Here is a 24,583-nt window from a genome sequence, read left to right as displayed (position 1 = left end):
GTCAAGCCCCCTGACGACGTGCGGGTCATTTCGTAACGGTGTCGGGTGACCTCGACTGACTCGACCTCCGCTCCTCCATCTGCATCGCGCCTTGCGGATGAGATTGCCGGTTACGCGCGTGAGCAATCACTCATCCTCGCGTGCGCTGAGTCGCTCACGAGTGGTGCGATCGCATCGACGCTGGGCGCGGCGCCAGGTGCCAGCGACTGGTTCGCGGGAGGCGTCGTGGCGTACCGCCCGGAGTCAAAATTTCGCGCTCTGGGGGTCGGTGTTGGCCCCGTGGTCACAGAAACTTGCGCCCGCCAGATGGCATGGGGCGTGCGTCGACTGCTGGGCGCAGACGCCGCCGTTGCCGTGACAGGTGTGGGCGGTCCGGGCGGCTCGGAGGGTCTGCCGGCGGGCACCGTGGTCATTGGCGTGCACGCGCGGGGCATCGGAACGGCGCAGACACACGTGTTCACCGGCACACCGTCGGAGATTGTGGACCAGGTTGTCGAACGCGCACTGGTGGCTCTCATGGCGCGCCTCCGCGCACACTGAGGCCGCGCGTAGCCCGTACTCTTGAGTAACAGCTCGTTCCGGCGGCATCCGCAATAGCGGCGAGACCCGTCAGGTACGCCCCGCCACCGAGGGCTGGCAGCAGAAGCTAGACGCCGCGGGCCGCCCCCTGCTGCAGTTCGCCTCCCCGAAGCGGGGCAAGCCGCCGGTTCACTGGGCGAATCTCGAGACGGATCGGCCTCGGTCGTATCGGGCGTCTCAGGAGGCGTCATTCCCCTGACGGTACGCGCCTTGCCCGGTTGGCGTCACCGCATAGCCGTCACGGTCTCCGCGCGGCTTGCTGGCCGATGGGCGCAAAGGGTTCCAGAGAAAAGATGAACTCAACCGGGACATCGAAGTAGTCGGCGATACGCAGCGCGAGGTGCAGGCTTGGGCTGTACTCACCCCGTTCCAGATACCCCACCGTTTGGTAGTGCACCCCGAGTTGTTCGGAAAACTGTCGTCGGCTGATGCCGCGCTCGACGCGAAGCATGGCGATCCGGTTGTGCACCTGCTCGGTGCGCTCGGTCGCCGTCTTCTCAGACACGCTGCATCGCCTTCTCGCGTCGCGTCGCCAGCGTTGCCAGCGACTCTCTGCGTGCCACTCGTTGCAGGAGAATCGGGGCAAGCACGAGGCCCATGGCAGCCCAGAGCCCGAGCATCCCGATCGATTCCAGCGTGCGCCAACTCTCACCGAGCTCGACCACCGCGAAATCCGCGGGGAGGAGGGCGCTGCGCAGTCCGAGCCCAAGCCAGTACAGGGGGAGGACTTGACCGGCGATCTGCACCCACGTCGGCAACTCACTCAGGGGGAGGAAGACGCCCGAGGCGGCGACGATCGCCCCCGTCACGAGGAAGCCCCACCCACCCACCGACCGCGGGTTATTGAACAGGGACCCGACGACGAATCCGAGGGGCAGACACGCGAGGACGCCGAGCAGGAGAAAGCCCACGGCTATCGACGCGCCTCCGATTCCGCGAGCCCAGAGGTCGGGAACGAGGATGCTGGCCAGGATCGTGAACATCCCGAATGTGAACGCCAACTCGAGCAAGGTGCGGACGGTTTGCCCCCACGCGTATGTGAATGTCCCTGCGGGCTGCATCGCGAGCCGCAAGAGGGTGCCGTCTTCACGCTCGGTTGACACGAGAGTTGCGAGTCCGTAGGCACCGACAAAGAGGGTCATGAGGGCGAGCACGCTGGGAAAGATGACGGCCGCCGTGGAGATGCCGAGCTCGGGGATCACGTCGTCGCGGAAAAACCACACGGCGGCCGAGAAGCCTGCCGCGCCGATGACGTAGTAGATGACGTCCGTAGGCGTCTGGAGGCTGTTGCGAAACTCCACCCACCCGCGCATCGCTCCCGCGCGAACCGCGCCGCTCGTGATTGTCATGCTCGCTCTCCGTTCGTCTCGGCGTCGGCCGCCTCGTGCTGGGCAACCATGGTCAGGTAGGTGTCCTCCAGGGTGGTTCGGCGAACCTCGAGGTCGTCGACGTCGGGGTCGCGGGCGAGTAGGTCTCGCACAAACCTCGTAGCCGATTCGGTCGAGTGCACGAAACGCTCACCGCGGGCGGTCCACCGCACTTCCGTGGTGCCCGCGACTTCTCGGGCAAGGGCGTCGGCGCTGCCGTTCGCGGCGATGCGACCGTTATGCAGAATGAGGATGCGGTCGGCGAGGCGCTCCGCCTCGGCGAGGTCGTGAGTGGTGAGCAGGATGGTGGTCGCGCGGGCGTCCACCAACTCGTGCATGAGTTCGTGGAATTCCCGTCGCGCGTGTGGATCGAAACCCGCCGTGGGTTCGTCGAGGAAGAGTAGTTCCGGGTTGCCCATCAGCCCCACCGCCACGTCGAGTCGGCGACGCTGCCCGCCGGAAAGCGACATGATGCGAGCCCGCGCCTTGTCGGCGAGACCGACCCGTTCCAGCAGGTCGTCAACCGCCCAGCTGTCATGTTTGCGAAATGGCGAATGCAGGACGAAGAAGTGGTGCAGGAACTCGCGCACGCGCCACCGCCCGTGATCTCGCCACGACTGCAGGACAACTCCGACTCGGGCTCGGTGCTCAACACCGGCGCGAACGGGGTCGATTCCGAGCACCTCTACCGTTCCCGCGGTGGGCGAGCGGACGCCCTCCAGTATCTCAATCGTCGTGGTCTTTCCTGCGCCGTTGGCGCCCAGGAGCGCGATGACCTCGCCCCGATGAATGTCGAGATCGATGCTGTCGAGTACGCGTTTTGCGCCGTAGCTCATGGCCACACCGCGGGCGCGGACGACGATGTCTCGTGTCATGGCTGACTCCTGACGTGTTGTTATCGTGAGACGTAATGTAGCAGGAATACTATATACTGTCATCACTGACTACGGTCGTGTGCGGACCCCTGCTCGCTGCCTCACTGGCGCCCCGTACCCTAGAGGCATGGCTTCTTCTGGCGGCATCCGCAACAACGGCGAGACCCGTCAGGTGCGCCCGCAGACGGAGGGCTGGCAGCAGAAGCTCGACACCGAGGGGCGGCCGCTGCTGCAGTTCGCCTCCCCGAAGCGAGGAAAGCCCCCCGTGCACTGGGCGGATCTCGACCAGGATGCGCGCATCCAGGCGGTCACGGATCGCGGTCTTCCCGCCTTCCGCGCGAAGCAGCTGTCGACCCACTACTTCACGCACTACACGACCGACTCGGCCGCGATGACCGACCTGCCGGCCGCTGGCCGCGACGAGCTCGTCGTCGATCTCATGCCGCCGCTGCTCACCGAGGTGCGGCGCCTCGCGACCGACAACGGCGACACCATCAAGTTCCTCTGGAAGCTGCACGACGGAGCCCTCGTCGAGTCGGTGCTGATGCGCTACCCCGGTCGCATCACCCTGTGTGTCTCGAGCCAGGCCGGCTGCGGAATGAACTGCCCGTTCTGCGCGACGGGCCAGGCGGGGCTCACCCGCAACATGTCGGCGGCCGAGATTGTTGACCAGGTGGTCGCGGCGAACCGCGCGCTCGCCCGCGCCGAGCTAGGAGGGCGCAAGAAGGGTGACGAGACGCCCGACCGGGTCAGCAACATCGTCTTCATGGGCATGGGCGAGCCGCTCGCGAACTACGCCCGACTCATGAGTGCCGTGCGCACGATGGTCGCCCCGCAGCCGCACGGGCTCGGCATGAGCGCCCGCAACATCACCGTCTCGACCGTGGGTCTCGTGCCCGCGATTCGCAAGCTCGCCGACGAGAAGATTCCCGTCACGTTCGCCCTCAGCCTGCACGCGCCCGACGACCAGCTGCGCGACGAGCTGATTCCGGTCAACTCGCGCTGGAAGGTCGATGAGGCGCTGGATGCGGCCCGCGACTACTTCGACAAGACCGGTCGTCGGGTCTCGATCGAGTACGCGCTCATCAAAGACATGAACGACCACGCGTGGCGGGCCGACCTGCTTGCGCAGAAGCTGCACGAGCGGGGGCGCGGCTGGGTGCACGTGAACCCCATCCCGCTGAACCCGACCCCCGGCTCGATCTGGACGGCGTCGGAGAGGGCCGTGCAGAACGAGTTCGTGCGTCGACTGAACGACGCCGGAATTCCGACGACGCTGCGCGACACCCGCGGAAAAGAGATCGACGGCGCCTGCGGGCAGCTGGCCGCCGCCGACGCGTAGCGACAGGTAGCATCGGAGGCACCACCGCCACCACGTGTCCCCGATCACCCTCGACACGGCAGCGACCGCGCGCCGGGAAGCCAAGGAACGCCACAGTGAGCGATGACGTCACGACCATCCACGCCGCCTGGAAAGAGCGCGAGGCCGCAGCCGAACAGCTGATCCCCCTGATCGGGCGGCTGTACCGCGACCACGGGGTGGTGACGAGCATCCACGGCCGCCGCCTCATTAACGAATCGGCGACCGGAATCCTGCGCGCCCACCGCTACGCCCAGCACGTGACGGGAGACGAGCTGGCGCTCGCCGACTCGCACCGGGTTCTGGATGCTCTGCTCGCGATCCAGCCGGGCCCCGCCTCCCTCGACATCGCGCGCCTCGTGACGGGCCACGCCGCGTCGGACGACGACCGCGACCTCATCGAGTTCCTGCGCGACGAACTCGCCGCCGTCATGCCGACCGCGGCCCCCACTGCCCCCACCGACGTCGTGTTGTATGGCTTTGGACGCATCGGGCGACTGCTTGCCCGCATCCTCGTCGCGCACTCCGGAAGCGGCTCGGGCCTGCGACTGCGGGCGATCGTCGTGCGTCGCGGCGGCGCCAACGACCTCGTCAAGCGCGCGAGCCTGTTGCGCCGCGACAGCGTGCACGGCCCCTTCGACGGCTCGATCACCGTCGACGAGGAGGCGAACACGATCCTCGCGAATGGCACGCTCATCCAGGTCATCTACGCGGACGCTCCCGACCGCGTTGACTACACGGCGCACGGCATTCACGATGCGATCGTCGTCGACAACACGGGGCGTTGGCGCGACGAAGAGGGCCTCAGCCAGCACCTCCGCGCGCCCGGTGTCGCCCGCGTTCTGCTGACGGCTCCCGGCAAGGGCGCGCTGAAGAACATCGTGCACGGCATCAACCACGCCGCCATCGAGGCCGACGATGCCATCGTGACCGCTGCATCCTGCACCACCAACGCGGTGACTCCCGTTCTGAAGGTCATCGACGATGCGTGGGGCATCGAGCACGGCCACGTCGAGACGGTGCACTCGTACACGAACGACCAGAACCTGATCGACAACTTCCACTCGGGCGACCGACGCGGCCGCAGCGCTGCGCTCAACATGGTCATCACCGAGACGGGGGCCGCGAAGGCGGTGGCGAAGGCGCTTCCGCAGTTGGCCGGCAAGCTGACCGGAAACGCGATTCGGGTGCCCACGCCCGACGTCTCGATGGCCATTCTGAACCTCACCCTGCGCGACGAGACGACGCGCGACGAGGTGAACGAGCACCTGCGCCGCATGTCGCTGCACTCTGAGCTGCGTCAGCAGATCGACTACATCGAGTCACCGGAGGTGGTGTCGACCGACTTCGTGGGGTCGCATCGCGCGGGCATCGTCGACGGGCTCGCGACCATCTGCGAGGGCCGCCACCTCATCGTCTACGTCTGGTACGACAACGAGTTCGGCTACAGCTCGCAGGTGATTCGCGTGCTCGAGACGATGGCGGGCGCACACCCCGTGGTCGTGCCCGAGCGCGTCCTCGTCTGAGCGTCGATCCCCGGGGCACCGCTTCCTGACCGCTCTGCCAGGTCGGGCTGCCACGGTGGGTCGATGGCCGACACTCCGCAGCCCGACCCGACCCGCGTGCGCGCGCAGCCGCAGCTGACGACCGCCTCCGGCACCGTGTGGGTGGTGATGGGCCTCATCACCTCCGTGCTCGTCGGCGGCATGTTCGTCGCGCTCTGGGCGCGCCTCGACTCATCCGTCGCGCTCGTCGGCGCGGCGATCGCCGCCGCCCTCACCCTCGGGATGCTCGTGGCCCGTTTCGCCGTCCGCCCCGGTCGGCTGCGCCTCGCCCTGCTCGCGGCCGCCTTCCTGACGATGATCGCGAGCTCGCTCGTGCTGGTGCTGGCGGTCACGGCCGGCGCCTAAGCGCCGGCCCGCCGGCCGGTGCCGCGCCGAAGCCGACCCCGCGCATCCCTACCGAAACGCTGGCAGCCCCGTCAGCGCGGAGCCGATGACGAGGGCGTGCACCTCGTCGGTGCCCTCGTAGGTGCGCACCGACTCGAGGTTCTGCGCGTGGCGCATAGGGGAGTAGTCGCCCGTGATGCCGTTGCCGCCGAGGATCGTGCGCGCGCTCTGAGCGACCGCGACGGCGGTGCGCACGTTGTTGAGCTTGCCGATCGAGATCTGGTGCGGCTGCAGCAGACCCTGGTCTTTGAGCCGGCCGAGGTGCAGGGCGAGCAGCGTGCCGGTGGAGACCTGCACCGTCATGTCGGCGAGCTTCGCCTGCGTGAGTTGAGCGGCGGCGATCGGCCGCTCGAACGCGACCCGGTCGAGCGCGTAGCGGCGGGCGGCCTCGAGGCTGTCGCGGGCGGCGCCCATCGCCCCCCACACGATGCCGTAGCGCGCCGAGTTGAGGCACGTGAAGGGGCCACTCAGGCCCCGAGCGCCGGGAAGCAGCGCGTCGGCGGGCAGACGAACATCGTCGAAGGTCAGGTCGCACTGTACGGAGGCGCGCATTGACAGCTTCGCCGTGATGGGCGTCGCCGTGAACCCGGGAGCGTCGGTCGGCACGATGAAACCGCGGATGCCGTCGTCGGTCTGCGCCCAGACGACGGCGATGTCCGCGATGGAGGCGAGGCCGATCCAGCGCTTCGCTCCCGTGAGTACCCAGTCGTCGCCGTCGCGGCGGGCGTACGTGGTCATCGAGCCGGGGTCGCTGCCCGCGTTCGGCTCGGTGAGCCCGAAGCAGCCGACAATGTGGCCGGCGGCCATGCCCGTTAGGTGCTGGGCCTTCTGGTCGTCCGTGCCGAACGTGTGGATCGCGGTCATCGCGAGCGATCCCTGCACCGACACGACGGTGCGTAACCCCGAGTCGGCCGCCTCGAGCTCGGCGGCGGCGAGGCCGTACTCGACGGCGCTGCGGCCCGGCAGTCCGTCGCCCGCGAGCATCATGCCGAGCACCCCCAGCTCGCCGAAGGCTGGCAGCAGCTCGCGCGGCAGTACTGCGTTCTCGTACCACTCGGCGAGGTGAGGACGAAGCTCAGTGTCGACGAAGGCGCGCACGCGGTCGCGCACGGCGCGCTCGTCGTCGCTCAGCATCGCGTCGAGTCCGATCGGATCAGCGGCCACCTCGTCGGGGGTGAGCGGAGTACGTGTCATGCGCACCATGATGCACCTTCGCGCGGTGCGCGCTCGACGGCGGGGCTACAGTGGCGGCGTGAGCCCAGGCCCCCTCGATGGCATTCTCGTCGCCGACTTCAGCCGCGTCTTGGCCGGCCCGTCGGCGAGCATGTGGCTCGCCGACCTCGGCGCCCGCGTCATCAAGGTTGAGCGGCCCGGCACGGGTGACGACACGCGGGCGTTCGGGCCACCATGGGCGGGCTCGTCGAGCGCCTACTTCGAGTCGGCGAACCGGTCGAAAGAGTCGATCGCCCTCGATCTTGCGAACCCCGACGACGCGTCCCTCGCCCGCACCCTCGCGGCCCGCGCCGACGTCGTGCTCGAGAACTTCCGCACGGGGTCGCTTGCCCGCTTCGGCCTCGACCCCGACGCTGTGCACCGCGCGAACCCACGGGCCGTTTACTGTTCCATCACGGGCTTCGGCTCGGGCGCGGGCGCGCACCTGCCCGGCTACGACTTCCTGGTGCAGGCGGTCGGTGGGCTCATGAGCATCACGGGCGACCCCGACGGTGAGCCGCGCAAGGTCGGCGTCGCGCTCGTCGATCTTTTGGCCGCGAAGGATGCCGTCATCGGCATCTTCGCCGCCCTGCGCCACCGCGAGCACACGGGTGAGGGTCAGCACGTCGAGGTCGACCTGTTGAGTTCGCTGCTCGCGTCGCTCGCGAACCAGGCGTCGAGTTATCTCGCAACCGGTGTCGCCCCGCGGGCGATGGGCAACCAGCACCCCTCGATCGCGCCCTATGAGACGCTGCGCGCCGCCGACGGGATCCTCGCGGTCGCGGTCGGATCCGATCGCCAATTCCGGGCGCTGACCGTCGCGCTCGACGCACCCGCGTTCGCCGACGATCCGCGGTTCGCGAGCAATGGCGCGCGGGTCGGAAACCGCGCCGAACTGATCGCCGTCCTCGAGGGCGCGCTCGCGAGCATCCCCGTCGACGATGCGGTCAATCGGATGCTCGCCGCCGGCCTCCCCGCCGGTCGCGTCGGCGACATCCCGTCCGCGATCGCGCTGGCGGAATCCCTCGGCCTTGACCCGCTCGTCGACGTGGGGGAGGGGCACCCGGCGCAGGTACGGTACCCGGTGCGGTACTCGGCCTTCACGCCCGTCACGCCGACCGCGCCGCCCGCACTCGACGCCGACGGAGCGGCCTTGCGTGCGTGGCTCGCCGCCCCCGACTAGGTCGGCTATACACGGCGGCGAAGTAGGCGCTGATAATCGCCTCGATGTCGACACGACGGACAGTCGTGAGGCCCTAGGGTGGGGGCGACAGCGTGCACCGTCGCCGCATCCGATCGGCCGGCGACCACCACCGACGACACTCAAGGAGTCCCATGAGCAAGTACGCCGTGATCAACCCGGCGACGGGCGAAACCGTCAAGGAGTACCCGACGGCCACCGACGCCGACATCGCCGCCGCGATCGACGCGGCTCACGCCGCCAGCCGCGACTGGGCGCGGTCGACCACCCGCGAGGAGCGCGCCGCGCTCATCACCCGCGTCGCCGAGCTGCACCGCGAGCGCCGGCAGGAACTCGCCGAGATCATCGTGCGCGAAATGGGCAAGCCCATCGGCGACGCCCTCGGCGAGGTCGACTTCTCGGCCGACATCTACCAGTACTACGCCGACAACGGTCCCGGCCTGCTCGCCGACGAGCCGGTCGACCTCGTCGAGGGCAGCGAGGGCAGCGCCGTCATCCGCAAGAGCCCCCTGGGCGTCTTGCTCGGCATCATGCCGTGGAACTTCCCGTACTACCAGGTGTCGCGTTTTGCCGGCCCGAACCTCGTTCTCGGCAACACGATCATCCTGAAGCACGCCGCGCAGTGCCCCGAGTCGGCCGCCGCGATTCAGCAGATCTTCGACGACGCGGGCTTCCCGAAGGGTGCCTACGTCAACGTCTACGCGACCAACGAGCAGGTGTCGACGATCATCGCCGACCCGCGCGTTGCGGGCGTCTCGCTGACCGGTTCCGAACGTGCCGGTGCCGCGGTTGCCGAGCAAGCCGGACGTCACCTGAAGAAGGTCGTGCTCGAGCTCGGCGGCAGCGACCCGTTCATCCTGCTGTCGACCGACGACCTGGATGCGACGGTCGAGATGGCCGTCAACGCGCGTGTCGACAACAGCGGCCAGTCGTGCAACGGTGCCAAGCGCTTCATCGTCGTTGAGGAGCTGTACGACGCCTTCCTTGAGAAGTTCGTCGCCAAGATGGGCGAGGTCGGCCCGGGCGACCCCATGAAGGGTGAGGCCGCGTACGGCGTGCTGTCGAGCGCGCAGGCCGCCGACAACCTCGCCGACCAGGTCGAGCGCGCCGTCGCCGGCGGCGCAGAAGTACTCGTCGGGGGTACCCGCGAGGGCACCTACTTCTCGGCCACCGTGCTTGCGAACGTGAAGCCGGGCAACTCGGCCTACTACGAAGAATTCTTCGGCCCCGTCGCGCAGGTGTTCAAGGTGGCGAACGAGGCCGAGGCGGTCGAGCTCGCCAACGACACGCCGTTCGGGCTCGGTTCGTACCTGTTCACGACCGACGAGGAGCAGGCTGCCCGCGTCGCCGACCAGATCGACGCTGGCATGGTGTACGTCAACTGCGTGCTCGCCGACAGCCCCGAACTGCCCTTCGGCGGCGTGAAGAACTCGGGCTCGGGCCGCGAGCTCGGAACGCTCGGCATCGACGAGTTCGTCAACAAGAAGATGATCCGCATCGCCTAACGGGCGCAGATCGTTCCGTGGGGGCTCGCCATCCGGCGGGCCCCCACGTGCATGCCCCAAGCGTGCGCGTGCGCGCGCACCCACGCGATGGCAGACGTTCCTGACCGGTTCCTCCATATCTGAACTGATCTGGCCGAGAGCGTTTTCTAGGCTGGATTCACGTGACTGAACCGATCGCACGTACCCCGAGTCCCGCATCCACCGCGCCACCCGCTGAGCGCTACCCCATCAAGCGCTGGGTCTTCTGGCCAGCGGCCGTCCTGACCGTCGGCTTCGTCGCGTTCACGCTCGTCGCGCCCGACGCCGCGGAGACCGGCTTCGGTGCGGTGCAGGCATCGATCATTTCCTGGTTCAACTGGTACTACGTCCTCATCGCCGCGTTCTTCGTCGTGTTCGGGCTGTGGGCCGCTTTCAGCCGCTACGGCCGCATCAGGCTCGGCACAGACGATGACGAGCCCGAGTTCGGCTACCGCTCGTGGTTCGCGCTGCTGTTCGCCGCCGGAATGGGCATCGGCCTCGTGTTCTGGGGTGTGGCTGAGCCGCTCAACCACTTCGCGAACCCGCGCCCCGGCGTTGAGGGCACCGACATCGAGCTCGCCCAGGCCGCCATGTCGCAGACCTACCTGCACTGGGGCGTGCACGCGTGGGCGATCTACGTCGCCCTGGGCCTCGGCCTTGCCTACGCCATTCACCGCCGCGGTCGGCCGATCTCGGTGCGCTGGACTCTCGAGCCGCTGTTCGGCAAGCGCGTCAGGGGTGGCCTCGGCAACGTCATCGACGTCGTTGCCCTCGTCGGAACGCTGTTCGGTGTCGCGACGTCGCTCGGACTCGGCGTACTGCAGATCGGGGCGGGCCTCGAGGCAGCCGGCATCGCCGAGGCAAACGATGTGACGCTCGTCGCCGTCATCGCCGTGATCTCGGTCGCCGTGCTGGCATCGGTGCTGTCTGGCATCAACCGCGGCATGAAGTGGCTCTCCAACATCAACCTCGCGCTAGCCGGGTTCCTCGTCGTGTTCCTGCTCGTGGTCGGTCCGACGCAGTTCCTGCTGCGCCAGTTCGTGCAGTCGATCGGCAACTACCTCGGCGACTTCATCGCCCTCAGCTTCACCGTGAGTGCCTTCGCGGGTGCCGAGGGCGAGGCCTGGCAGGCCGGCTGGACGAGCTTCTACTGGGGCTGGTGGATCGCGTGGGCGCCGTTCGTGGGCATCTTCATCGCCCGCATCTCGAAGGGCCGCACCGTTCGCGAGTTCGTCGTCGGCGTCATGCTCGTGCCGACGATCATCACCTTCCTCTGGTTCTCGGTGCTCGGCGGCACCGCGATCTACACGGAGCTCTACGGCGCCGGTGGCCTCGTCAGCGCTGATGGGGGAGTTGACACGGAGGGCGCCCTATTTGCCGTGCTGGGGTCGGCTCCCGGCGGTGCCGCGCTGATCCTCGGCGCGATCCTCCTGATCTCGATCTTCTTCATCACGTCGGCCGACTCGGGTTCGCTCGTGATGGGGATGCTCGCGACCGGTGGCGACCCCGAGCCTCGCCGCTGGGTGCGCGCCTTCTTCGTCGTGGTCGTCGCCCTGCTCGCGATCTCGCTGCTGCTGGTCGGTGGCCTCAGCGCGCTGCAGACGGCGTCCATCATTGCGGCACTGCCGTTCTCGGTCGTGCTCCTGCTCGCCTGCGCCGCTCTGGTGGTCGCGTTCCGCCGCGAGGGCCGAATCGCCGATCGCGCCGAGCGCGCCGAACTGGTCGACGAAATCGGAGACCACTACGGCCTCGAGGTTGACCCCGTGCTCACGGACGACCGGACCTAAGCCCCTGTCACGGCCCCGGTGCGGCTCGTAGCGTCGAGACATGACCACCTCTCTCGTCGTCGTCGAGTCGCACTGGGGCAACACTGAGCGCATTGCGTACGCCGTTGCGGAGGGTCTCGCTGCCGCCGGTGACGCACGTGTCGTGCGCGTCGATGATGCGCCAACACGTCTCGAGGGCGTCGACCTGCTCGTGATCGGCGCTCTCACGCACGCTTTTTCGCTCAGCCGACCCGCAACTCGGGACGAGGCGATCGCGAAGGGGGCCACACAGCCAAGCGCGAGCGGTATCCGTGAGTGGATGGCACGCATTGAGGCCGACGCTCGTCACATTCTGGTGGCCACTTTCGACACCAAAGTTGAACAGGTGAAGCGGCTGCCCGGCTCTGCGGCCTGGGCGGCACGACGCGTCGCGAAGTCTGCGGGTCTTCCGCTCACGCAGCGCCCCACCTCGTTCTCCATCGTCGGGTACGACGGGCCCGTCCTGCCCGGGGAACTGGAACGCGCCCGGCAGTTCGGTCGTGACCGTGTCGGGGCAGCGGCCGTCAGTTTTCGCTAGCCGTTCGCGGCGTGCGTCTGTGCAGCGCGCAGCCGCGGGTCGGAGCCGATAACCATGTCAGCCAGTTCCGTGGCCGGCCGGCTGAGCGCATCCGTCACGGGAAGCGCGTAATCACGGGTGTACTGGTCGATGGTCGCGGTGATCTGCGCATCCGACAGGTGCTCGTGATTGAGGGTGATGCCGATCACGCGCGTGTGCCCGAACAACTCGATGAGCGCGATTTCGTGCGCGAGGCTGGGCATCGGCTCGTTCGGAAAGTCGTCGCGCATGAGGCGCGCAGGGGCGTGCTGCACGATGACCCCGGTGGGCCTGCTTCCTCGAATGATGGCGCCCGAACTGAGGTACGCGGGGTGGCTCAGCGCGCCCTGCCCCTCGATGACGATGACGTCGGGGTTTTCGGCTTCAAAGGCTCGCACTACTTGGTGTTCGACCTCGCCCGATCGGTACTGCGGCACCATCGCATCGACCGCGGCGCCGTAGAGACCGCCCTGCATGATCGTTGTCTGCCCTGTTCCGACGAGCACCGCCTTGAGGCCACGTGCGCGCAGCGCCGCGACGAGGATGGTCGCCGTCGTGCGTTTGCCGATCGAGCCGTCCGTGCCGAGAACGGCGATGCGCGGACACGTAACCGTGCGAATGCGGCCCGAGTACAAGCGCAGGTCCTTGGCGAGGCGCTGCCGGCGCACGTCGGTGATCGTCACGCTGCTGAGGCGTGCCGCCGCTGACATCTCGGCGTCGTCGCCGAGCAGTTCGTGCAGGCCATTGATGATGTGCATGCCGCGCGAGATTGCGTCGAGCAACACGGCGCGGTGCGCGTCGGTCAGTACCCCGTCGGCGGGCGCGATGCCCCAGATGAGGTAATCGGGTAGGTCGGCGCGCAGGGCGAGTGCCTCGGCCAAGTCCCCCACGACGGGGATGCCCGGGGCCACGCCGTCGAGAATGTCGCTCGCGTCGCGGCCGGCGAAGCGCGCGTCGACGACGCTCACGATGTCGTAGAGCTCGGAGTGCCGAACAAGGCCGTTCGCCGTCTTGCCGTCGGCATCGCCGAATGCGCCGTCGCAGTACACGACGGCGGTCGAGCCGAGGGGGAGAACGGCCGCGAGCGGCTGGTGCGGTTGCATGAGATGCTCCTTCGCGACCAGCGAGAGCCGGTGCCTGACCGTAGCAGGGTGGCCTGCGGGTTAGCCTGGCTCGATGCGCCGCTTCGCTGAGCTCGCCGTCGAGTCCACACCCATGGGGGAGCTCGTGCTGCGCCGTCGCCACGACCCCGTCATCGACGCGGAGGTCTACGAGGTCAAGCTGGGCGATGAGTTCCTCATGTCGAGCCTGTTCACGGTTGCCGAGGAAGAGCTCGCCCGGCTCGGTCTCGCCGCCGTCCACGGTGACGGGCCTCTCGACGTCGTCGTCGGAGGTCTGGGACTCGGGTACACGGCGGTGACCGTCCTCGATGATGCGCGCATCCACTCACTTGTGGTGATCGATGCGCTGCGACCCGTCATCGATTGGCACGAGCGTCGGCTTCTACCGGTGAGTGACCGGCTCGCCAGCGACTCCCGCACCCGGCTCGTCGCCGCCGACTTCTTCGCGTGGGCGCGCGGTGACCAGCCTGATGGCACTCCCCGCGAACCGGTTGACGCCATTCTGCTCGATGTCGACCACACGCCTCAGCACACGCTGGACGCCTCACACGCCGACCTCTACACGGTTGCCGGTTTTCGTCGACTGGCCGAGCGGCTGCGGCCGGGCGGCGTCTTCGCGCTGTGGTCAGACGAACGCCCACACGCGGGCACGCTCAGCGACCTGGAGGCCGCGTTCGACGATGTCGCCGGGCACACTGTCGCCTTCGCCAACCCTCTGACGGAGGGTGAATCGGTCAACGGCGTGTACGTCGGGCGTGCGCGCAGGCCCTAGAACACCGCGTCGGGGTTCATGATGCCGAGCGGGTCGAACGCCGCCTTGATGCGCCGTTGCAGAGCGAGCTGGTGCTCGCCGAGCTCGTCGACGAGATGGCGCTTCTTCAGCACGCCGACACCGTGCTCGCCCGTGAGGGTGCCGCCGAGGGCGAGCGCCTCGCGGAATACCGCGTGCGCGGCCTGCCAGACCGGCTCGGGCACAGCATCCCCCGAATAGACGAAGTTGGGGTGCAGGTTGCCGTCGCCCGCGTGGGCGACCGTCGGAATCTCGACGCCGAACTCGGCCGAGATGCGCTCGATCGCGGCGAACATCTCGGGAAGCCGGCGCCTCGGCACGGCCACGTCCTCGATCAGGACCGTGCCGTGCGCCTCCATCGCGGCGTGGAAGGACCGGCGGACGGTGAGCAACTGCTCGGCGCTCGCGTCGTCGGTCGACACGTCACCGTCGCCACCCGCCGCGCGCACGAGGGCGAGCGCTGACTCGGCATCCGCGATGGCCTGCGGGCCATCCGTCTGCATCAGCAGGTGCGTGGTGCCGTCGAGCGGCAGCGGCAGCCCGAGATACGCGTGAATGCGTGACAGCGCGAGTGGATCGATGATCTCGAGCGCCGCTGGACGCACCCCGCTCGCCATGATGGCCGCGGAAGCCGCGCCCGCGGCCACGACCGACGGCAGGTGGGCGCCGATCGTCGCGGTCGTCCCCGCCGGAACCGGCAGCAGTCGCACCGTCGCACCGACGACGACGCCGAGCGTTCCCTCGCTGCCCACCATCAGGCCGACGAGGTCGAGCCCCGTGACTCCCTTCACGGTGCGGTGGCCGAGTCGCATGAGCGTTCCGTCGGCGAGCACGACGTCGAGGCCGAGCACCGCCTCACGGGTGACTCCATACTTCACGCACATGAGGCCGCCGGCGCCGGTCGCGACCGTGCCGCCGATGGTTGCCCACGCCCGGCTCGCCGGGTCGGGCGCGTAGAAAAGCCCTTGCTTGCGGGCGGCGGCATCCAGCTCGGCGACGATGACGCCCGGCTCGACAACCGCGATCTGGTCGACGGCGTCAATCTCATGGATGCGCGTCATGCGCGCCGTCGACAACACCAGCCGGTCTGCGCCCGCCATCGCACCACCAGCAAGCCCCGTGCCGGCGCCGCGCGGCACGACGGGGAGGCGGTGCGCGCTCGCGATGCGTAAGGCCGCCTGCACGTCGGCGACCGACGCGGCGTGCACGATCGCGAGGGGCGCTGCGGCTGAGCGCTGCCCCGACTTGTCGGCGCGCGCCGCCTCGAGCTCGGTGGCATCGGTGGAGAGTGCGGCGCCGAGGGCAGCCCGCAGCTCGTCGAGGGCAGACGTGCGGTCGGTAGTCACGGCGCCATTGTGTCGCGGTTACCCCGGTCTCGGCTCACCGCCGCGGCGACCGCGTGCGATCCACGAGCCAGAACAGCCCGCCGACCATCGCGAAGGTGGCGGCGGTGAGGAAGGTGACGGTCGGGCTCTCGTTCACCGGAACGACCGGGACGCCGGGCGTCGCGATCGGGCCGACGAGCACGAGGCGCAGGGCGCCGAGCGCCACCCCCGCGGCCGCGGCACCGAAGCCCAGCGCCATGCCTACGAGCGTGATGCCCTCATCCGTTCCGGCGGCGAACCGTCGCGCCCGAGTGCGAATGAACAGCACCGCCGCGAGCACCCACACGGGGAACGCCGCCGTGAAGGGGTCGACGACCGCCGCCAGCGGCGGGTCGTCGAGCGCGAACAGCCGCACCGCGACCGCGACGGCCGCCGCGATCACCGCGGCCAGCGTCACCCACTTGAGCCGAGCATCCAGCGCCTGCCAGCGCAGCGTGCTGAGCACGATCGGAGCCGCGGCGAACCACAGCAGCGGAGCCACGTCGACGAACAGCAGCACAACCTCGCCGGGACGATCGAACGACGTGTCGGCCGTGCCCAGCTGAAACGACAGGCCGCCGACGACCATCGCGATCAGCGCGACCAGCAGCAGTGTGCGGGTGACCTGCCCCGACGACATGACCGGGGGGCGGCGGCCGGGCATCGCGGGTCGCGCTGTCGACATGCGGGCATGCTAACCCCGGCCGCCGCGTGACGGCCGGGAGACCGTAACGGTCGGGCGCTGCGCCTTAGTCGAGGTCGGCTTCGACCGTGATGCTGATCACGTCACCGCCAGCCGTACACAACCGCGAGTCCTGCCGCTGTGTCACAGAATGACCGACTGTAGAGCCCGTTTGCGGGGTCCTCCGACGCGCTGAGGGCCATCGCGCCCGCGTAGGCAGCTTCGACCGCGGCGACCTCAGCGGCGGGGTCGGCGCTCGTCAGCTGCACATTCCAGACCTCGGTGTTGGCGTTGGTGTCGGTGCCGTACGAGCCCTCGATAAATGCGTCGGTCGGGAAGAAGACGTCGGGGAAGGGAACCCCGCCGTCGATCGGCAGGGTGACCAGTGCAACGCTGGAGGAACCACCCGCGTCACCGGCATTGTCGGTAGCAATTACCCACGTCGCGGGTGAGCCGCACAATGTGCGCAAAGCTTCGTGGGAGAACCCTCCGTATCGCTGCGCACCGCTTGAAGAGTCCGCGGGGTGTGCGGAATCGTGGCTGACTTATTGCCCGCGATCCGGAAGGAGCAGCCATGCTCACCCTCACCCCGACCGCCAGCACCGTCATCGAGAACCTCGTCGCACGCGAGGCCGACCCCGGTACCGCCGGCCTGCGCATCGACTCCGGTGGAGCTGACTCGACGCAGTTCGCCGTGTCGGTCGCGCCCGCCCCCGTTGACGGCGACCAGGTGGTCGAGAACGGCGCTGCCCGTGTATTCCTCGAGCAGAACGCGTCCGTCGCCCTCGCCGACAAGGTGCTCGACGCGCAGGTCGCGGAGGACGGCAACGTTCGCTTCGCCATCGGCGAGCAGGCGTCGTAACGCAGCACCCCGTCGTCGCCCCTGACGACGCCCACGAGCACCCCCGGTGCGACGGCCTGTCTCCGTCGGCCCGGGGGTGCTCGCGCGCTAGTCTCCGGGCATGGCGCACTGGGGCGACACCCTCACCGAGCTCTCAGACATTTCTCGCCGCACCGTGGCGGGCTGCGTCATCGGTTCCCTCAGCACCAGCGGCTTCGGAATGCTGCCGGTGGAGCAGGCGCCGCGGATCGCGCTCAACGAGGCAGTCCCGTCGGGCGCGGCCGAGGGGATGCTCGTGGCGCATCTGCAATCGCTGGTCGACCCTGACACCGCCTCCGAATGGGTCGAAGGACCCTCGACAGCGGGGTGATCCTTCGGCCAGGGTGGATGTCATGGCAGTCATCGACAATTCCCGTTTGGCCATCGTCGGAGCAGGCGCGGTGGGCACCGCCCTCGCCTACGCCTCCCTTATTCGCGAGAGCGCACGCGAGGTGGTGTTGTACGACATTGACGAGGCGCGCGTGAACGCCGAGATTCTCGACCTCGCGCACGGTACCCCGTTCACCGGTTCGAGCGCCATTAGTGGCGGTGCCGACCTCGACGTGGTGGAGGGGGCCAACGTCGTGGTGATCACAGCCGGTGCCAAGCAGCACCCCGGCCAGAGCCGACTCGACCTCGCGGGGGTCAACGTCGAGATCCTGCGCGATCTCATGCCGCGCCTCGTCGAGCGTGCACCGAATGCCGTGTTCATGCTCGTGACGAACCCGTGCGACGTGTTGGCGGTCGCCGCCCAGCAGTTCAGCGAGCTCGAGCCCGCGCGGGTGTTCTCGAGCGGCACGGTGCTCGACTCGTCGCGGTTGCGGTGGCGACTGGCAGAACGCCTCGGGGTGAGCGCCGCGAGCGTGCACGCCATGATCGTCGGGGAGCACGGCGACAGCGAGTTCCCCCTGTGGTCACAAAGCCGCATCGGCCCGATCCCCATTCGCGAGTGGATCGACGAGGAGGGGGCGAGCCTCACGGTCGAAGAGCTCGACGAGATCGCCGAGGAGGTCAAGAACGCGGCATACACCATCATCGCGGGCAAGGGTGCGACGAACTACGCGATTGGGCTGTCCGGCGCGCGCATCGTCGAGGCGATCCTGCATGACGAGGGCGCGATCCTGCCCGTCTCGAGCGTGCTCGACGACTACCGGGGCGTCAGCGGTGTTGCGCTGTCCGTGCCGAGCATCGTCGATGCGCGCGGTGTCTCGCGGGTCATCGACGCGCCGTTCTCGGCGGAGGAGGAGCGGCAGCTGCACCACAGCGCGGAGGCGATCCGCGCATCCCTCGAGGCTCTGGGGCTGTGAGCCGCGTCACCTGACGAGGTCGGCGTACGCCCGATCTGAGACGCCCGCGCGCGTGAGAGCGGCGACGCGGCCGCGGCGGAACCGTTCGATCACCACGGGATCGATGTATGACGAACGCGCCACGGCGCGCGTGTTGCGCAGCGTCTCCGCGACGGTATCCACCGCCGAGAGGATGACGGCGTCCTGCTCGGCGCGGGGGAGCGGCCCCGACCGGGCCAGCACCTCGGCGGCAGTGCGCGAGCCGAGGAGCGTGCGCAGGTCTTTCGGCGTCACGGCGCACCCGCTCGCGATCGACAGGTAGTCAGTGAGCGCTCGTGCGCTGACGCGATGCCGGCCCTCGGCATCGCGCCACTCGGTCAGTCGTACGCGACGCCCTCGCGGCACGGCGTCCAGCGCCGCGGCCAGGTCGGCGTCGCGCAGCGTCGCCTGCCAGCGCACGCCCGATTTTGCCGGGAAATCGAGGTGCACCCGAGCGCCGTCGATCTCGACGTGCTGCCATTCCAGCGTGAGGGCACCCACCGTGCCGTGCTCGAGCGCGTACCGTTCGTCGCCGAGTCGCACCCCCAGCGCGTCGATGAGTCGAGCCGCGATCGCCGTGGCGCGGGCCTGCGGAACCTCACTGCGGAGGTCGGTGGTGATGCGTCGGCGCAGGGGGGTCGTACACCCGGCGAGCTCGCGCACGCGGGCGTACTTGCGCCGCTCGGCGCGTACCGTCCACCCCAGGTGGTAGCGGTACTGTCGCCGTCCGTCGGCGTCCGTCGGCGTCCGTCCCGGCGGCCTGGAGATGCCCGCGCTCGTCAGCGCAGATCCACACGTCGGTCCAGGCGGGCGGAATGACGAGCGAGGTGATCCGCTCCAGCGTCGCCGGGTCGGTGACGGGCCTGCCGTCCGCGTCACTGTAGGAGTACCCGCGTCCGCGACGGCGCCGCGTCATTCCCGGGTCGTCGGTCGAAGATCGTCGAAGGCGCACCCGTCGAGTGTGGGGCCGCGGGTCGGCGAGTGGGCGGTTCCCACAGGCAGCGTCGAGGAAGCGCTCAGTCGCGTCCGCGCAATCGCTCAATCTCGCGCCGGTCGCGCTTGGTCGGGCGTCCTGCCCCGCGCTCGCGCAGCACCGGCAAAACGCGCTCCTCCTTTGGCGGGGGCGGGGGAGTGCGGTCATCGTAGTGTTCGGCCGCCTTCGCCGCCGAGGTGCGCTTGACGATGATGCCGGTGACGACGACGATGCGCTCGCCACCCGGGGTCAGCGCCCGCACCGTGTCTCCGACCTTAACCGGGTGGGCGGGCTTCACCGTCGATCCATTCACCTTCAGGTGCCCCGCCTTGCAGGCAGCGGTCGCCGCCGAGCGGGTCGAAAACAGGCGAATCGCCCAGGCCCACGCGTCAACGCGTGCCTGTGTCGCCCCGCCGACCCCGCCAGCGGCCGTCACGTCGCCCGCGCCTCCGAGATCGCGTCGGCCGCCCGCACGAGAGCGAGGTGCGACAGCGCCTGCGGGGTATTGCCGAGGTGCCGCTCATCGTCGACGTCGTACTCCTCACTGAGCAGCCCCACGTCGTTCGTGATGCCGACCAGCCGGTCCATGAGGGTAACCGCGTCGTCGAGGCGGCCCGAGCGGGCGTACTGCTCGACCAGCCAGAAGGCGCAGGTGAGGAACGGATGCTCGTCACCCTCCAGGCCATCGACCCCGCTTTCCGTGCGGTAGCGCAGCGGGAGTCCCTTGCGCAGCAACGTGCGTTCGATCTCGGCGACCGTTCCGAGCATCCGATCGTCGTCGTAGGCGACGTAGCCGATCTGGGCGAGCTGCAGCAGCGACGCGTCGACTTCGACTGTGTCGTAGTGCTGACGGTAGTGACCGCGCTCAGCGTCGAAACCGTGCTCCTCGATCTCGGTGCGCAAGCGCTCGCGAGTGGCCTTCCACTCGGCGAGCGGCCCGGTCAGGTCGAACTGCTCGATCGCGCGGATGCCGCGGTCGAAGGCTGCCCACAGCATCGCTCGGGAGTGCGTGAAGGTGCGCAGCGGCCCGCGGATCTCCCAGATGCCGTTATCGGCGCGGTCGAGTTGGGTCGCAACCCACTCGAGCAGTCGCACCTGGAGCGACCACGAGAAGTCGTCCTCGTGCACCCCGAGCTCGCGTGCGTCTTCCAGGGCGATCATGAGCTCGCCGAAGATGTCGCCCTGGAATTGGTCGTAGGCGCCGTTTCCGACGCGCACGGGGGAGGAGCCCTCGTAGCCGGGGAGGCTCTCGATCTCGCGCTCGTACAGGTAGCGCGCGCCCGAGAGGCCGTACATGATCTGCACGTCTTCCGGGTCGCCGGCGATCGCCCGCAATAGCCAGTCGCGCCACGCACTTGCCTCGTCCTGGTAGCCGTGGATCATGAGTGCCTCGAGGGTGAGGGCGGCGTCGCGGATCCAGACGTAGCGGTAGTCCCAGTTGCGTCCGCCCCCGATCTCCTCCGGCAGGCTCGTCGTCGGGGCGGCGACGATGCCGCCGGTCGACTCGTGGGTGAGCGCTCGCAGGACGAGCAGCGAGCGGCGCACGTGTTCGTCGTACGCGCCCGGCGGAGTGCACGTCCGCGCCCAGTTCTGCCACCACGCGCGCGTGGTCTCGAGCATCGTGTCCACGTCTTGCGGCGGGCGGGGCGACTTGTGCGAGGGGAACCACGTCAGCACGGTGTCGACGGTCTCGCCCGCGCTCACGGTGAACTCGGCGCGGTGTGCGTGATCGACCGCGGTGAACCGGGGGCCGCGCACGACGACCGCGTCAGGGCCGGCGATGGCGGTGAGTTCCGGGGCATCCTCCGTGCCTGTTTGACGCACCCACGGCATCGCATCGGCGTAATCGAAGCGGATGCGCAGCACCTGCTCGACCGTCACCTCGCCCTCAAGGCCGGTCACCCGCCGCACGATGTCGCTCTCGCCGTTCTCGATCGGCATCCAATCGGTGACCTCGATGACGCCGGTCGGGGTCTCCCACCGGGTCACGAGGACGAACGTGTCCTCCTCGTAGCGACGCGAGGTGCATTCGACGGCGCCGACCGGGTTCAGCGACCAGTGCCCGTGGCGCTCGTCGCCGAGGATCCGAGCGAGCAGAGACGACGAGTCGAAGCGCGGCAGGCACAGCCAGTCGATCGATCCGGTGCGGCCGATGAGTGCCGCCGATCGGCAGTCTCCGACGAGGGCGTAATTCTCCAGAGGCTCGGCCATGAGAATCATCCAAGCAGACGCATCTTCGAGGCGGCCTCGATACGGTGACTCGATGCAGTCCGATCAGACGCTCATCATCCTCGGCGCCGGTGGCGACCTCACGAAGCGCCTGCTGGTGCCGGGGCTCGCCGGAGTACTCGCCCGAAACCCGGAATTGCGCCTCACCCTTGTCGGAGCGGGCCACAGTGAGAGCGACGACGCCGCATGGCGCGAAATCGTGCGTGAGGCCCTCGAAAACGGCCTGGATGCGCTCGGTGACGTTCCCGATGCGGCTGCCGCGAAGACCGCGATCGACCGCGCCGTCGACGCGGCCCGGTGGCGCACGGTGGACGCGACCGACCGCGGGCAGTTGCGTGACCTTGTGGCCAGCGCCGAGCATCCGCCGATCCTCTACTTCGCCCTGCCGCCCGACATCACCGTGCGGGCCGTCGAGGCGCTGCGGCCCGGCGACCTGCCCGACGGAACCCGCCTCGCCCTCGAGAAGCCCTTCGGTCACGACGCCGAGTCGGCCCGAACACTCAATGCGCTGCTCGCCGAGCGCGTCGCCGATGACCAGGTGTTCCGCGTCGACCACTTCCTCGGCAAGTCGACCGTGTTGAACCTCCTGGGGCTGCGCTTTGCCAACCGTTTGTTCGAGAGCGTGTGGAATCGCGACAATGTCGCCGCCATCGACATCGTCTACGACGAGACGCTCGCGCTGGAGGGCCGCGCCGGCTACTACGACAGTGCGGGAGCGCTCGTCGACATGATCCAGAGCCATCTGCTGCTCGTCGCCGGCTTTATGACGATGGAAGCGCCCGCCGCTCTCGACGCCGACGACCTGCGCGGGTCGCTCGTGCAGGCGCTGCGGGCGATGCGGCCGCTTGCCGACGACCCGGCGCGCGCCTCCCGCCGTGCGCGGTACACGGCGGGCGAGCTCGACGGCGAGGGCGTGCCCGCCTATGCGGACGAAGACGGCGTCGACCCAGAGAACGAGACCGAGACACTCGCCGAATTCGTCGTCACCGTCGAGAACGCCCGCTGGGCGGGGGTACCGATCATGCTGCGCAGCGGCAAAGCGGTCGGCGCGCCACGAAAGGACGCGCAGCTGACGTTGCATCCGGTCGCTCACCTCCCGCGGGGCTTTCGCGGGGCTTCCGATGCGCCGCGCATCATCGTCTCGTTGACGCCCGAGCACCTCACGGTCGACCTCGACCTGAACGGGCCGGGCGATCCGCTGGAGCTCGACCGCGTGCAGCTGGACACCGACTTCGGGTCGGGTGAGCTCACGGCATACGGCGAGGTGCTCGACGGCATCCTGGCCGCCGATCCGCTGTTGAGCGTTCCCGCGGAGGCCGCCGAACTCTGCTGGGCGCTCGTCGATCCGGTGCTCGCCGCCTGGCGTGATGGCGCGGTACCGCTTGACGAGTACCCGGCCGGCTCGTCCGGCCCCGACGGCTGGTCGACGCCGCTTACCGACCTGTCGCGCGGCTAGGCTCGGCGTCGTGACGCGTGCCCTCATCACCGGTGCAACCGCCGGTATCGGACTCGAATTCGCCCGCCAGCTCGCGGCCCGCGGCGACGACCTCGTGCTGGTCGCCCGTACCGCGAGCAGGCTCGACGAGGTCGCCGAGCGGATGCGCTCGCAGCACGGAGTCACCGTCGAGACCCTGGTGGCCGACCTGCACGATGCGGCTGGGGTCGAGGCCGTTGACGCCCGCATCGCGTCCGAGTCCGACCCGGTCGACGTGCTCATCAACAACGCCGGCTACGGGATCGGCGGCGACCTCGCCGCGACCGACGCCGAGGACGAGCAGCGCCACCTCGCGATTCACGTGGCCGTTCCGCTGCGCCTCTCTCAGACGGCCCTGAGGCGGATGCTCGCGGGCGGCGGGGGACGCATCGTCATCGTCTCGAGCGTGGCCGCATTCACTCCGCGCGGCACCTATGGCGCCGCAAAGGCCTGGGGCGTGTCGTTCGCGCGCTGGGCGAACCTGACGTATCGCCGCCGCGGCGTGAGCGTGACAGCGGTGGCTCCCGGATTTGTGCGAACCGAATTCCATGAGCGCATGGGGGTCGACGTCTCCGGCATCCCGAAGGCGCTGTGGCTGGACGCCCCGACGGTTGTTCGGCAGTCGATGCGGGCGATCGATCGCGGCCGCAGTGTCGTAATCCCGACACTGCGCTGGAAGGTCATCGCGGGGCTTGCCCGCATCCTGCCCGACTCGCTGTCGGCGGCTGGGCAGTTCCGCTCGCGCTAGACGGCGACGGGGTGGGCTTCGCCGGCGAGCGACGCCTTCCAAGCGACAAGGGCGCGCACGGTGTCGCTCTCGTCGACCGCGAGACGTTCCATCGCGTCCGCGGGAACGAAGTAGTTGATTGCCACCCACGCGCGCACCTGCTCGTCGGGATCGGCCGCGAGGGTGCGCAGCACATCGCACGGCGTGCGCTCGTTGCGGGCGAGACAGCTGCGCACGCTCGCTTCGGGGTCGTGGGCCAGCGCCTCGTACACCTCGTCGGGGGCGTGGTACGACAGCGCGGCGCTCTCACGGATGCGCGGGTCGTCGCTCGCGGCCAGTCGACGAATGCGCTCCCGCTTGGAGTCAGTCACCGTGGGGGAGAGGAACTGCGCCACCGGCTCGGTTCCGAGCTGCATCGCGGGGGCGTTCTCGGCGAGTTGGCGCTTCTGCGCGGGGGTGTTGAACCGGATGCACGACATGCCAGGTACGGTAACCCTCGCTCGCCGTTTCCGGCGACTGCGGCACGGCGCGTACAGCGAACTCTGCGCTGTCCTTCCCCGGAGCGGGCAGCGGCGCGTCACTAGACTGTGG

General features: G+C 69.1%; 27 protein-coding genes and 1 pseudogene. 15 read left to right on the top strand and 13 right to left on the bottom strand.

What is annotated here, in order from left to right; genetic code table 11:
• Positions 1-45: 45 nt before the first annotated feature.
• The gene (locus EV140_RS02875; RefSeq protein WP_130280816.1) at positions 46-540 is read left to right on the top strand and encodes a CinA family protein; all 495 of its coding nucleotides are present in this window, start codon (positions 46-48) and stop codon (positions 538-540) included.
• Positions 541-586: 46 nt separating this feature from the next.
• Positions 587-724 (top strand): annotated as a pseudogene (locus tag EV140_RS13425) (23S rRNA (adenine(2503)-C(2))-methyltransferase RlmN); the annotation flags it as partial.
• Between the two features lie 93 nt (positions 725-817).
• On the opposite strand, the gene EV140_RS02865 reads toward EV140_RS13425, so the two are convergent.
• Genes EV140_RS02865 through EV140_RS02855 form a run of 3 tightly spaced genes read right to left on the bottom strand, consistent with a single transcriptional unit; the run spans position 818 to position 2,821 of the window.
• The gene (locus tag EV140_RS02865; protein WP_231924064.1) at positions 818-1,084 is read right to left on the bottom strand and encodes a helix-turn-helix transcriptional regulator; all 267 of its coding nucleotides are present in this window, start codon (positions 1,082-1,084) and stop codon (positions 818-820) included.
• Positions 1,077-1,928, bottom strand: coding sequence for an ABC transporter permease (locus EV140_RS02860; protein WP_198674321.1), 852 nt, complete (start codon positions 1,926-1,928; stop codon positions 1,077-1,079). The genes EV140_RS02865 and EV140_RS02860 overlap by 8 nt, the downstream gene beginning before the upstream one ends.
• Entirely contained in the window at positions 1,925-2,821 is an 897-nt protein-coding gene (locus EV140_RS02855) for an ABC transporter ATP-binding protein (protein WP_130280814.1), read from the bottom strand. Before EV140_RS02855 ends, EV140_RS02860 begins: the two co-directional genes overlap by 4 nt.
• A 127-nt stretch (positions 2,822-2,948) precedes the next feature.
• Between EV140_RS02855 and rlmN the strand changes: the two genes are divergently transcribed.
• From rlmN to EV140_RS02840, 3 genes are all read left to right on the top strand, one after another.
• Positions 2,949-4,163 carry a dual-specificity RNA methyltransferase RlmN gene (gene rlmN, locus EV140_RS02850; RefSeq protein ID WP_130280812.1) on the top strand — a complete coding sequence of 405 codons (1,215 nt, stop codon included), beginning with the start codon at positions 2,949-2,951 and terminating at the stop codon, positions 4,161-4,163.
• 95 nt (positions 4,164-4,258) lie between these two features.
• The gene (locus EV140_RS02845; RefSeq protein ID WP_198674320.1) at positions 4,259-5,707 is read left to right on the top strand and encodes a glyceraldehyde-3-phosphate dehydrogenase; all 1,449 of its coding nucleotides are present in this window, start codon (positions 4,259-4,261) and stop codon (positions 5,705-5,707) included.
• A gap of 63 nt (positions 5,708-5,770) precedes the next feature.
• Positions 5,771-6,091 carry a hypothetical protein gene (locus EV140_RS02840; protein ID WP_130280810.1) on the top strand — a complete coding sequence of 107 codons (321 nt, stop codon included), beginning with the start codon at positions 5,771-5,773 and terminating at the stop codon, positions 6,089-6,091.
• A 48-nt stretch (positions 6,092-6,139) separates the two neighbouring features.
• Here EV140_RS02840 and EV140_RS02835 read toward each other — a convergent pair whose 3' ends face one another.
• Complete coding sequence (locus EV140_RS02835) at positions 6,140-7,324, bottom strand: acyl-CoA dehydrogenase family protein (protein WP_130280808.1); 1,185 nt, start codon at positions 7,322-7,324, stop codon at positions 6,140-6,142.
• Between the two features lie 58 nt (positions 7,325-7,382).
• Here EV140_RS02835 and EV140_RS02830 point away from each other — a divergent pair, with 58 nt between their 5' ends.
• The 4 genes from EV140_RS02830 (at position 7,383) to EV140_RS02815 (ending at position 12,409) form a co-directional block, all read left to right on the top strand.
• Positions 7,383-8,525, top strand: a complete 1,143-nt coding sequence (locus EV140_RS02830; RefSeq protein WP_241971260.1) for a CaiB/BaiF CoA transferase family protein — start codon at positions 7,383-7,385, stop codon at positions 8,523-8,525.
• 152 nt (positions 8,526-8,677) lie between these two features.
• Entirely contained in the window at positions 8,678-10,048 is a 1,371-nt protein-coding gene (locus EV140_RS02825) for an NAD-dependent succinate-semialdehyde dehydrogenase (RefSeq protein WP_130280805.1), read from the top strand.
• Positions 10,049-10,209: 161 nt separating this feature from the next.
• Complete coding sequence (locus EV140_RS02820) at positions 10,210-11,853, top strand: BCCT family transporter (protein WP_130280803.1); 1,644 nt, start codon at positions 10,210-10,212, stop codon at positions 11,851-11,853.
• A gap of 40 nt (positions 11,854-11,893) precedes the next feature.
• Positions 11,894-12,409, top strand: coding sequence for a flavodoxin family protein (locus EV140_RS02815; RefSeq protein WP_130280801.1), 516 nt, complete (start codon positions 11,894-11,896; stop codon positions 12,407-12,409).
• On the opposite strand, the gene EV140_RS02810 is transcribed toward EV140_RS02815, so the two are convergent.
• Positions 12,406-13,530 (bottom strand): N-acetyltransferase DgcN family protein, encoded by a 1,125-nt coding sequence (locus tag EV140_RS02810; RefSeq protein ID WP_130280799.1) that lies wholly within the window; start codon positions 13,528-13,530, stop codon positions 12,406-12,408. The genes EV140_RS02815 and EV140_RS02810 overlap by 4 nt on opposite strands.
• A 73-nt stretch (positions 13,531-13,603) precedes the next feature.
• On the opposite strand from EV140_RS02810, the gene EV140_RS02805 reads away from it, so the two are divergent.
• Complete coding sequence (locus EV140_RS02805) at positions 13,604-14,320, top strand: polyamine aminopropyltransferase (RefSeq protein WP_130280797.1); 717 nt, start codon at positions 13,604-13,606, stop codon at positions 14,318-14,320.
• Here the strand turns inward: EV140_RS02805 and EV140_RS02800 are convergent.
• The 3 genes from EV140_RS02800 to EV140_RS02790 all read right to left on the bottom strand — a co-directional run bounded on the left by EV140_RS02800 (position 14,317) and on the right by EV140_RS02790 (position 16,845).
• The gene (locus EV140_RS02800; protein ID WP_241971259.1) at positions 14,317-15,684 is read right to left on the bottom strand and encodes an FAD-binding oxidoreductase; all 1,368 of its coding nucleotides are present in this window, start codon (positions 15,682-15,684) and stop codon (positions 14,317-14,319) included. The genes EV140_RS02805 and EV140_RS02800 overlap by 4 nt on opposite strands.
• A gap of 34 nt (positions 15,685-15,718) precedes the next feature.
• The gene (locus tag EV140_RS02795) at positions 15,719-16,387 is read right to left on the bottom strand and encodes a hypothetical protein (protein ID WP_130280795.1); all 669 of its coding nucleotides are present in this window, start codon (positions 16,385-16,387) and stop codon (positions 15,719-15,721) included.
• A gap of 101 nt (positions 16,388-16,488) precedes the next feature.
• Positions 16,489-16,845: a hypothetical protein gene (locus tag EV140_RS02790; protein ID WP_130280793.1), complete on the bottom strand. Its 357-nt coding sequence runs from the start codon at positions 16,843-16,845 to the stop codon at positions 16,489-16,491.
• A 113-nt stretch (positions 16,846-16,958) separates the two neighbouring features.
• On the opposite strand from EV140_RS02790, the gene EV140_RS02785 reads away from it, so the two are divergent.
• From EV140_RS02785 to EV140_RS02775, 3 genes are all read left to right on the top strand, one after another.
• Positions 16,959-17,246 (top strand): Fe-S cluster assembly protein HesB, encoded by a 288-nt coding sequence (locus EV140_RS02785; protein ID WP_096421241.1) that lies wholly within the window; start codon positions 16,959-16,961, stop codon positions 17,244-17,246.
• Between the two features lie 100 nt (positions 17,247-17,346).
• Positions 17,347-17,595 carry a hypothetical protein gene (locus EV140_RS02780; RefSeq protein WP_130280791.1) on the top strand — a complete coding sequence of 83 codons (249 nt, stop codon included), beginning with the start codon at positions 17,347-17,349 and terminating at the stop codon, positions 17,593-17,595.
• Positions 17,596-17,617: 22 nt separating this feature from the next.
• Positions 17,618-18,571: an L-lactate dehydrogenase gene (locus EV140_RS02775; protein WP_130280789.1), complete on the top strand. Its 954-nt coding sequence runs from the start codon at positions 17,618-17,620 to the stop codon at positions 18,569-18,571.
• A gap of 6 nt (positions 18,572-18,577) precedes the next feature.
• On the opposite strand, the gene EV140_RS02770 is transcribed toward EV140_RS02775, so the two are convergent.
• The 4 genes from EV140_RS02770 to EV140_RS02760 all read right to left on the bottom strand — a co-directional run bounded on the left by EV140_RS02770 (position 18,578) and on the right by EV140_RS02760 (position 21,773).
• A complete protein-coding gene (locus EV140_RS02770; RefSeq protein WP_422386081.1) occupies positions 18,578-19,294 on the bottom strand; it encodes a hypothetical protein in 717 nt (238 codons plus the stop codon).
• Positions 19,188-19,505, bottom strand: coding sequence for a hypothetical protein (locus EV140_RS13605; RefSeq protein ID WP_422386080.1), 318 nt, complete (start codon positions 19,503-19,505; stop codon positions 19,188-19,190). Before EV140_RS13605 ends, EV140_RS02770 begins: the two co-directional genes overlap by 107 nt.
• 100 nt (positions 19,506-19,605) lie before the next feature.
• Entirely contained in the window at positions 19,606-19,998 is a 393-nt protein-coding gene (locus tag EV140_RS02765; RefSeq protein WP_130280786.1) for an RNA-binding S4 domain-containing protein, read from the bottom strand.
• Positions 19,995-21,773, bottom strand: coding sequence for a glycoside hydrolase family 15 protein (locus EV140_RS02760; RefSeq protein ID WP_130280784.1), 1,779 nt, complete (start codon positions 21,771-21,773; stop codon positions 19,995-19,997). The genes EV140_RS02765 and EV140_RS02760 overlap by 4 nt, the downstream gene beginning before the upstream one ends.
• Positions 21,774-21,825: 52 nt before the next feature.
• Here EV140_RS02760 and EV140_RS02755 point away from each other — a divergent pair, with 52 nt between their 5' ends.
• Both EV140_RS02755 and EV140_RS02750 read left to right on the top strand, forming a co-directional pair.
• Positions 21,826-23,247 (top strand): glucose-6-phosphate dehydrogenase, encoded by a 1,422-nt coding sequence (locus EV140_RS02755; protein ID WP_130280782.1) that lies wholly within the window; start codon positions 21,826-21,828, stop codon positions 23,245-23,247.
• Positions 23,248-23,257: 10 nt separating this feature from the next.
• A complete protein-coding gene (locus EV140_RS02750) occupies positions 23,258-24,013 on the top strand; it encodes an SDR family NAD(P)-dependent oxidoreductase (RefSeq protein ID WP_130280780.1) in 756 nt (251 codons plus the stop codon).
• Here the strand turns inward: EV140_RS02750 and EV140_RS02745 are convergent.
• Complete coding sequence (locus EV140_RS02745) at positions 24,010-24,471, bottom strand: hypothetical protein (RefSeq protein WP_130280778.1); 462 nt, start codon at positions 24,469-24,471, stop codon at positions 24,010-24,012. The two genes, EV140_RS02750 and EV140_RS02745, sit on opposite strands and share 4 nt — an antisense overlap.
• Between the last annotated feature and the right edge of the window lie 112 nt (positions 24,472-24,583).

The sequence above is a fragment of the Microcella alkaliphila genome (assembly GCF_004216855.1).
In the GTDB taxonomy this organism is placed as follows: domain Bacteria; phylum Actinomycetota; class Actinomycetes; order Actinomycetales; family Microbacteriaceae; genus Microcella; species Microcella alkaliphila.
The sequence above is the reverse complement of the archived record's forward strand: the minus strand, read 5'-3'. Positions and strand labels throughout refer to the sequence as shown.

Coding starts and splice junctions, on each gene's coding strand:
- EV140_RS02860 (WP_198674321.1), bottom strand. CDS start 1,928: ATGACAATCACGAGCGGCGCGGTTCGCGCGGGAGCGATGCGCGGGTGG.
- EV140_RS02855 (WP_130280814.1), bottom strand. CDS start 2,821: ATGACACGAGACATCGTCGTCCGCGCCCGCGGTGTGGCCATGAGCTAC.
- rlmN (WP_130280812.1), top strand. CDS start 2,949: ATGGCTTCTTCTGGCGGCATCCGCAACAACGGCGAGACCCGTCAGGTG.
- EV140_RS02840 (WP_130280810.1), top strand. CDS start 5,771: ATGGCCGACACTCCGCAGCCCGACCCGACCCGCGTGCGCGCGCAGCCG.
- EV140_RS02835 (WP_130280808.1), bottom strand. CDS start 7,324: ATGACACGTACTCCGCTCACCCCCGACGAGGTGGCCGCTGATCCGATC.
- EV140_RS02825 (WP_130280805.1), top strand. CDS start 8,678: ATGAGCAAGTACGCCGTGATCAACCCGGCGACGGGCGAAACCGTCAAG.
- EV140_RS02815 (WP_130280801.1), top strand. CDS start 11,894: ATGACCACCTCTCTCGTCGTCGTCGAGTCGCACTGGGGCAACACTGAG.
- EV140_RS02810 (WP_130280799.1), bottom strand. CDS start 13,530: ATGCAACCGCACCAGCCGCTCGCGGCCGTTCTCCCCCTCGGCTCGACC.
- EV140_RS02805 (WP_130280797.1), top strand. CDS start 13,604: ATGCGCCGCTTCGCTGAGCTCGCCGTCGAGTCCACACCCATGGGGGAG.
- EV140_RS02795 (WP_130280795.1), bottom strand. CDS start 16,387: ATGTCGACAGCGCGACCCGCGATGCCCGGCCGCCGCCCCCCGGTCATG.
- EV140_RS02785 (WP_096421241.1), top strand. CDS start 16,959: ATGCTCACCCTCACCCCGACCGCCAGCACCGTCATCGAGAACCTCGTC.
- EV140_RS02780 (WP_130280791.1), top strand. CDS start 17,347: ATGGCGCACTGGGGCGACACCCTCACCGAGCTCTCAGACATTTCTCGC.
- EV140_RS02775 (WP_130280789.1), top strand. CDS start 17,618: ATGGCAGTCATCGACAATTCCCGTTTGGCCATCGTCGGAGCAGGCGCG.
- EV140_RS13605 (WP_422386080.1), bottom strand. CDS start 19,505: ATGACGCGGCGCCGTCGCGGACGCGGGTACTCCTACAGTGACGCGGAC.
- EV140_RS02760 (WP_130280784.1), bottom strand. CDS start 21,773: ATGGCCGAGCCTCTGGAGAATTACGCCCTCGTCGGAGACTGCCGATCG.
- EV140_RS02755 (WP_130280782.1), top strand. CDS start 21,826: ATGCAGTCCGATCAGACGCTCATCATCCTCGGCGCCGGTGGCGACCTC.
- EV140_RS02745 (WP_130280778.1), bottom strand. CDS start 24,471: ATGTCGTGCATCCGGTTCAACACCCCCGCGCAGAAGCGCCAACTCGCC.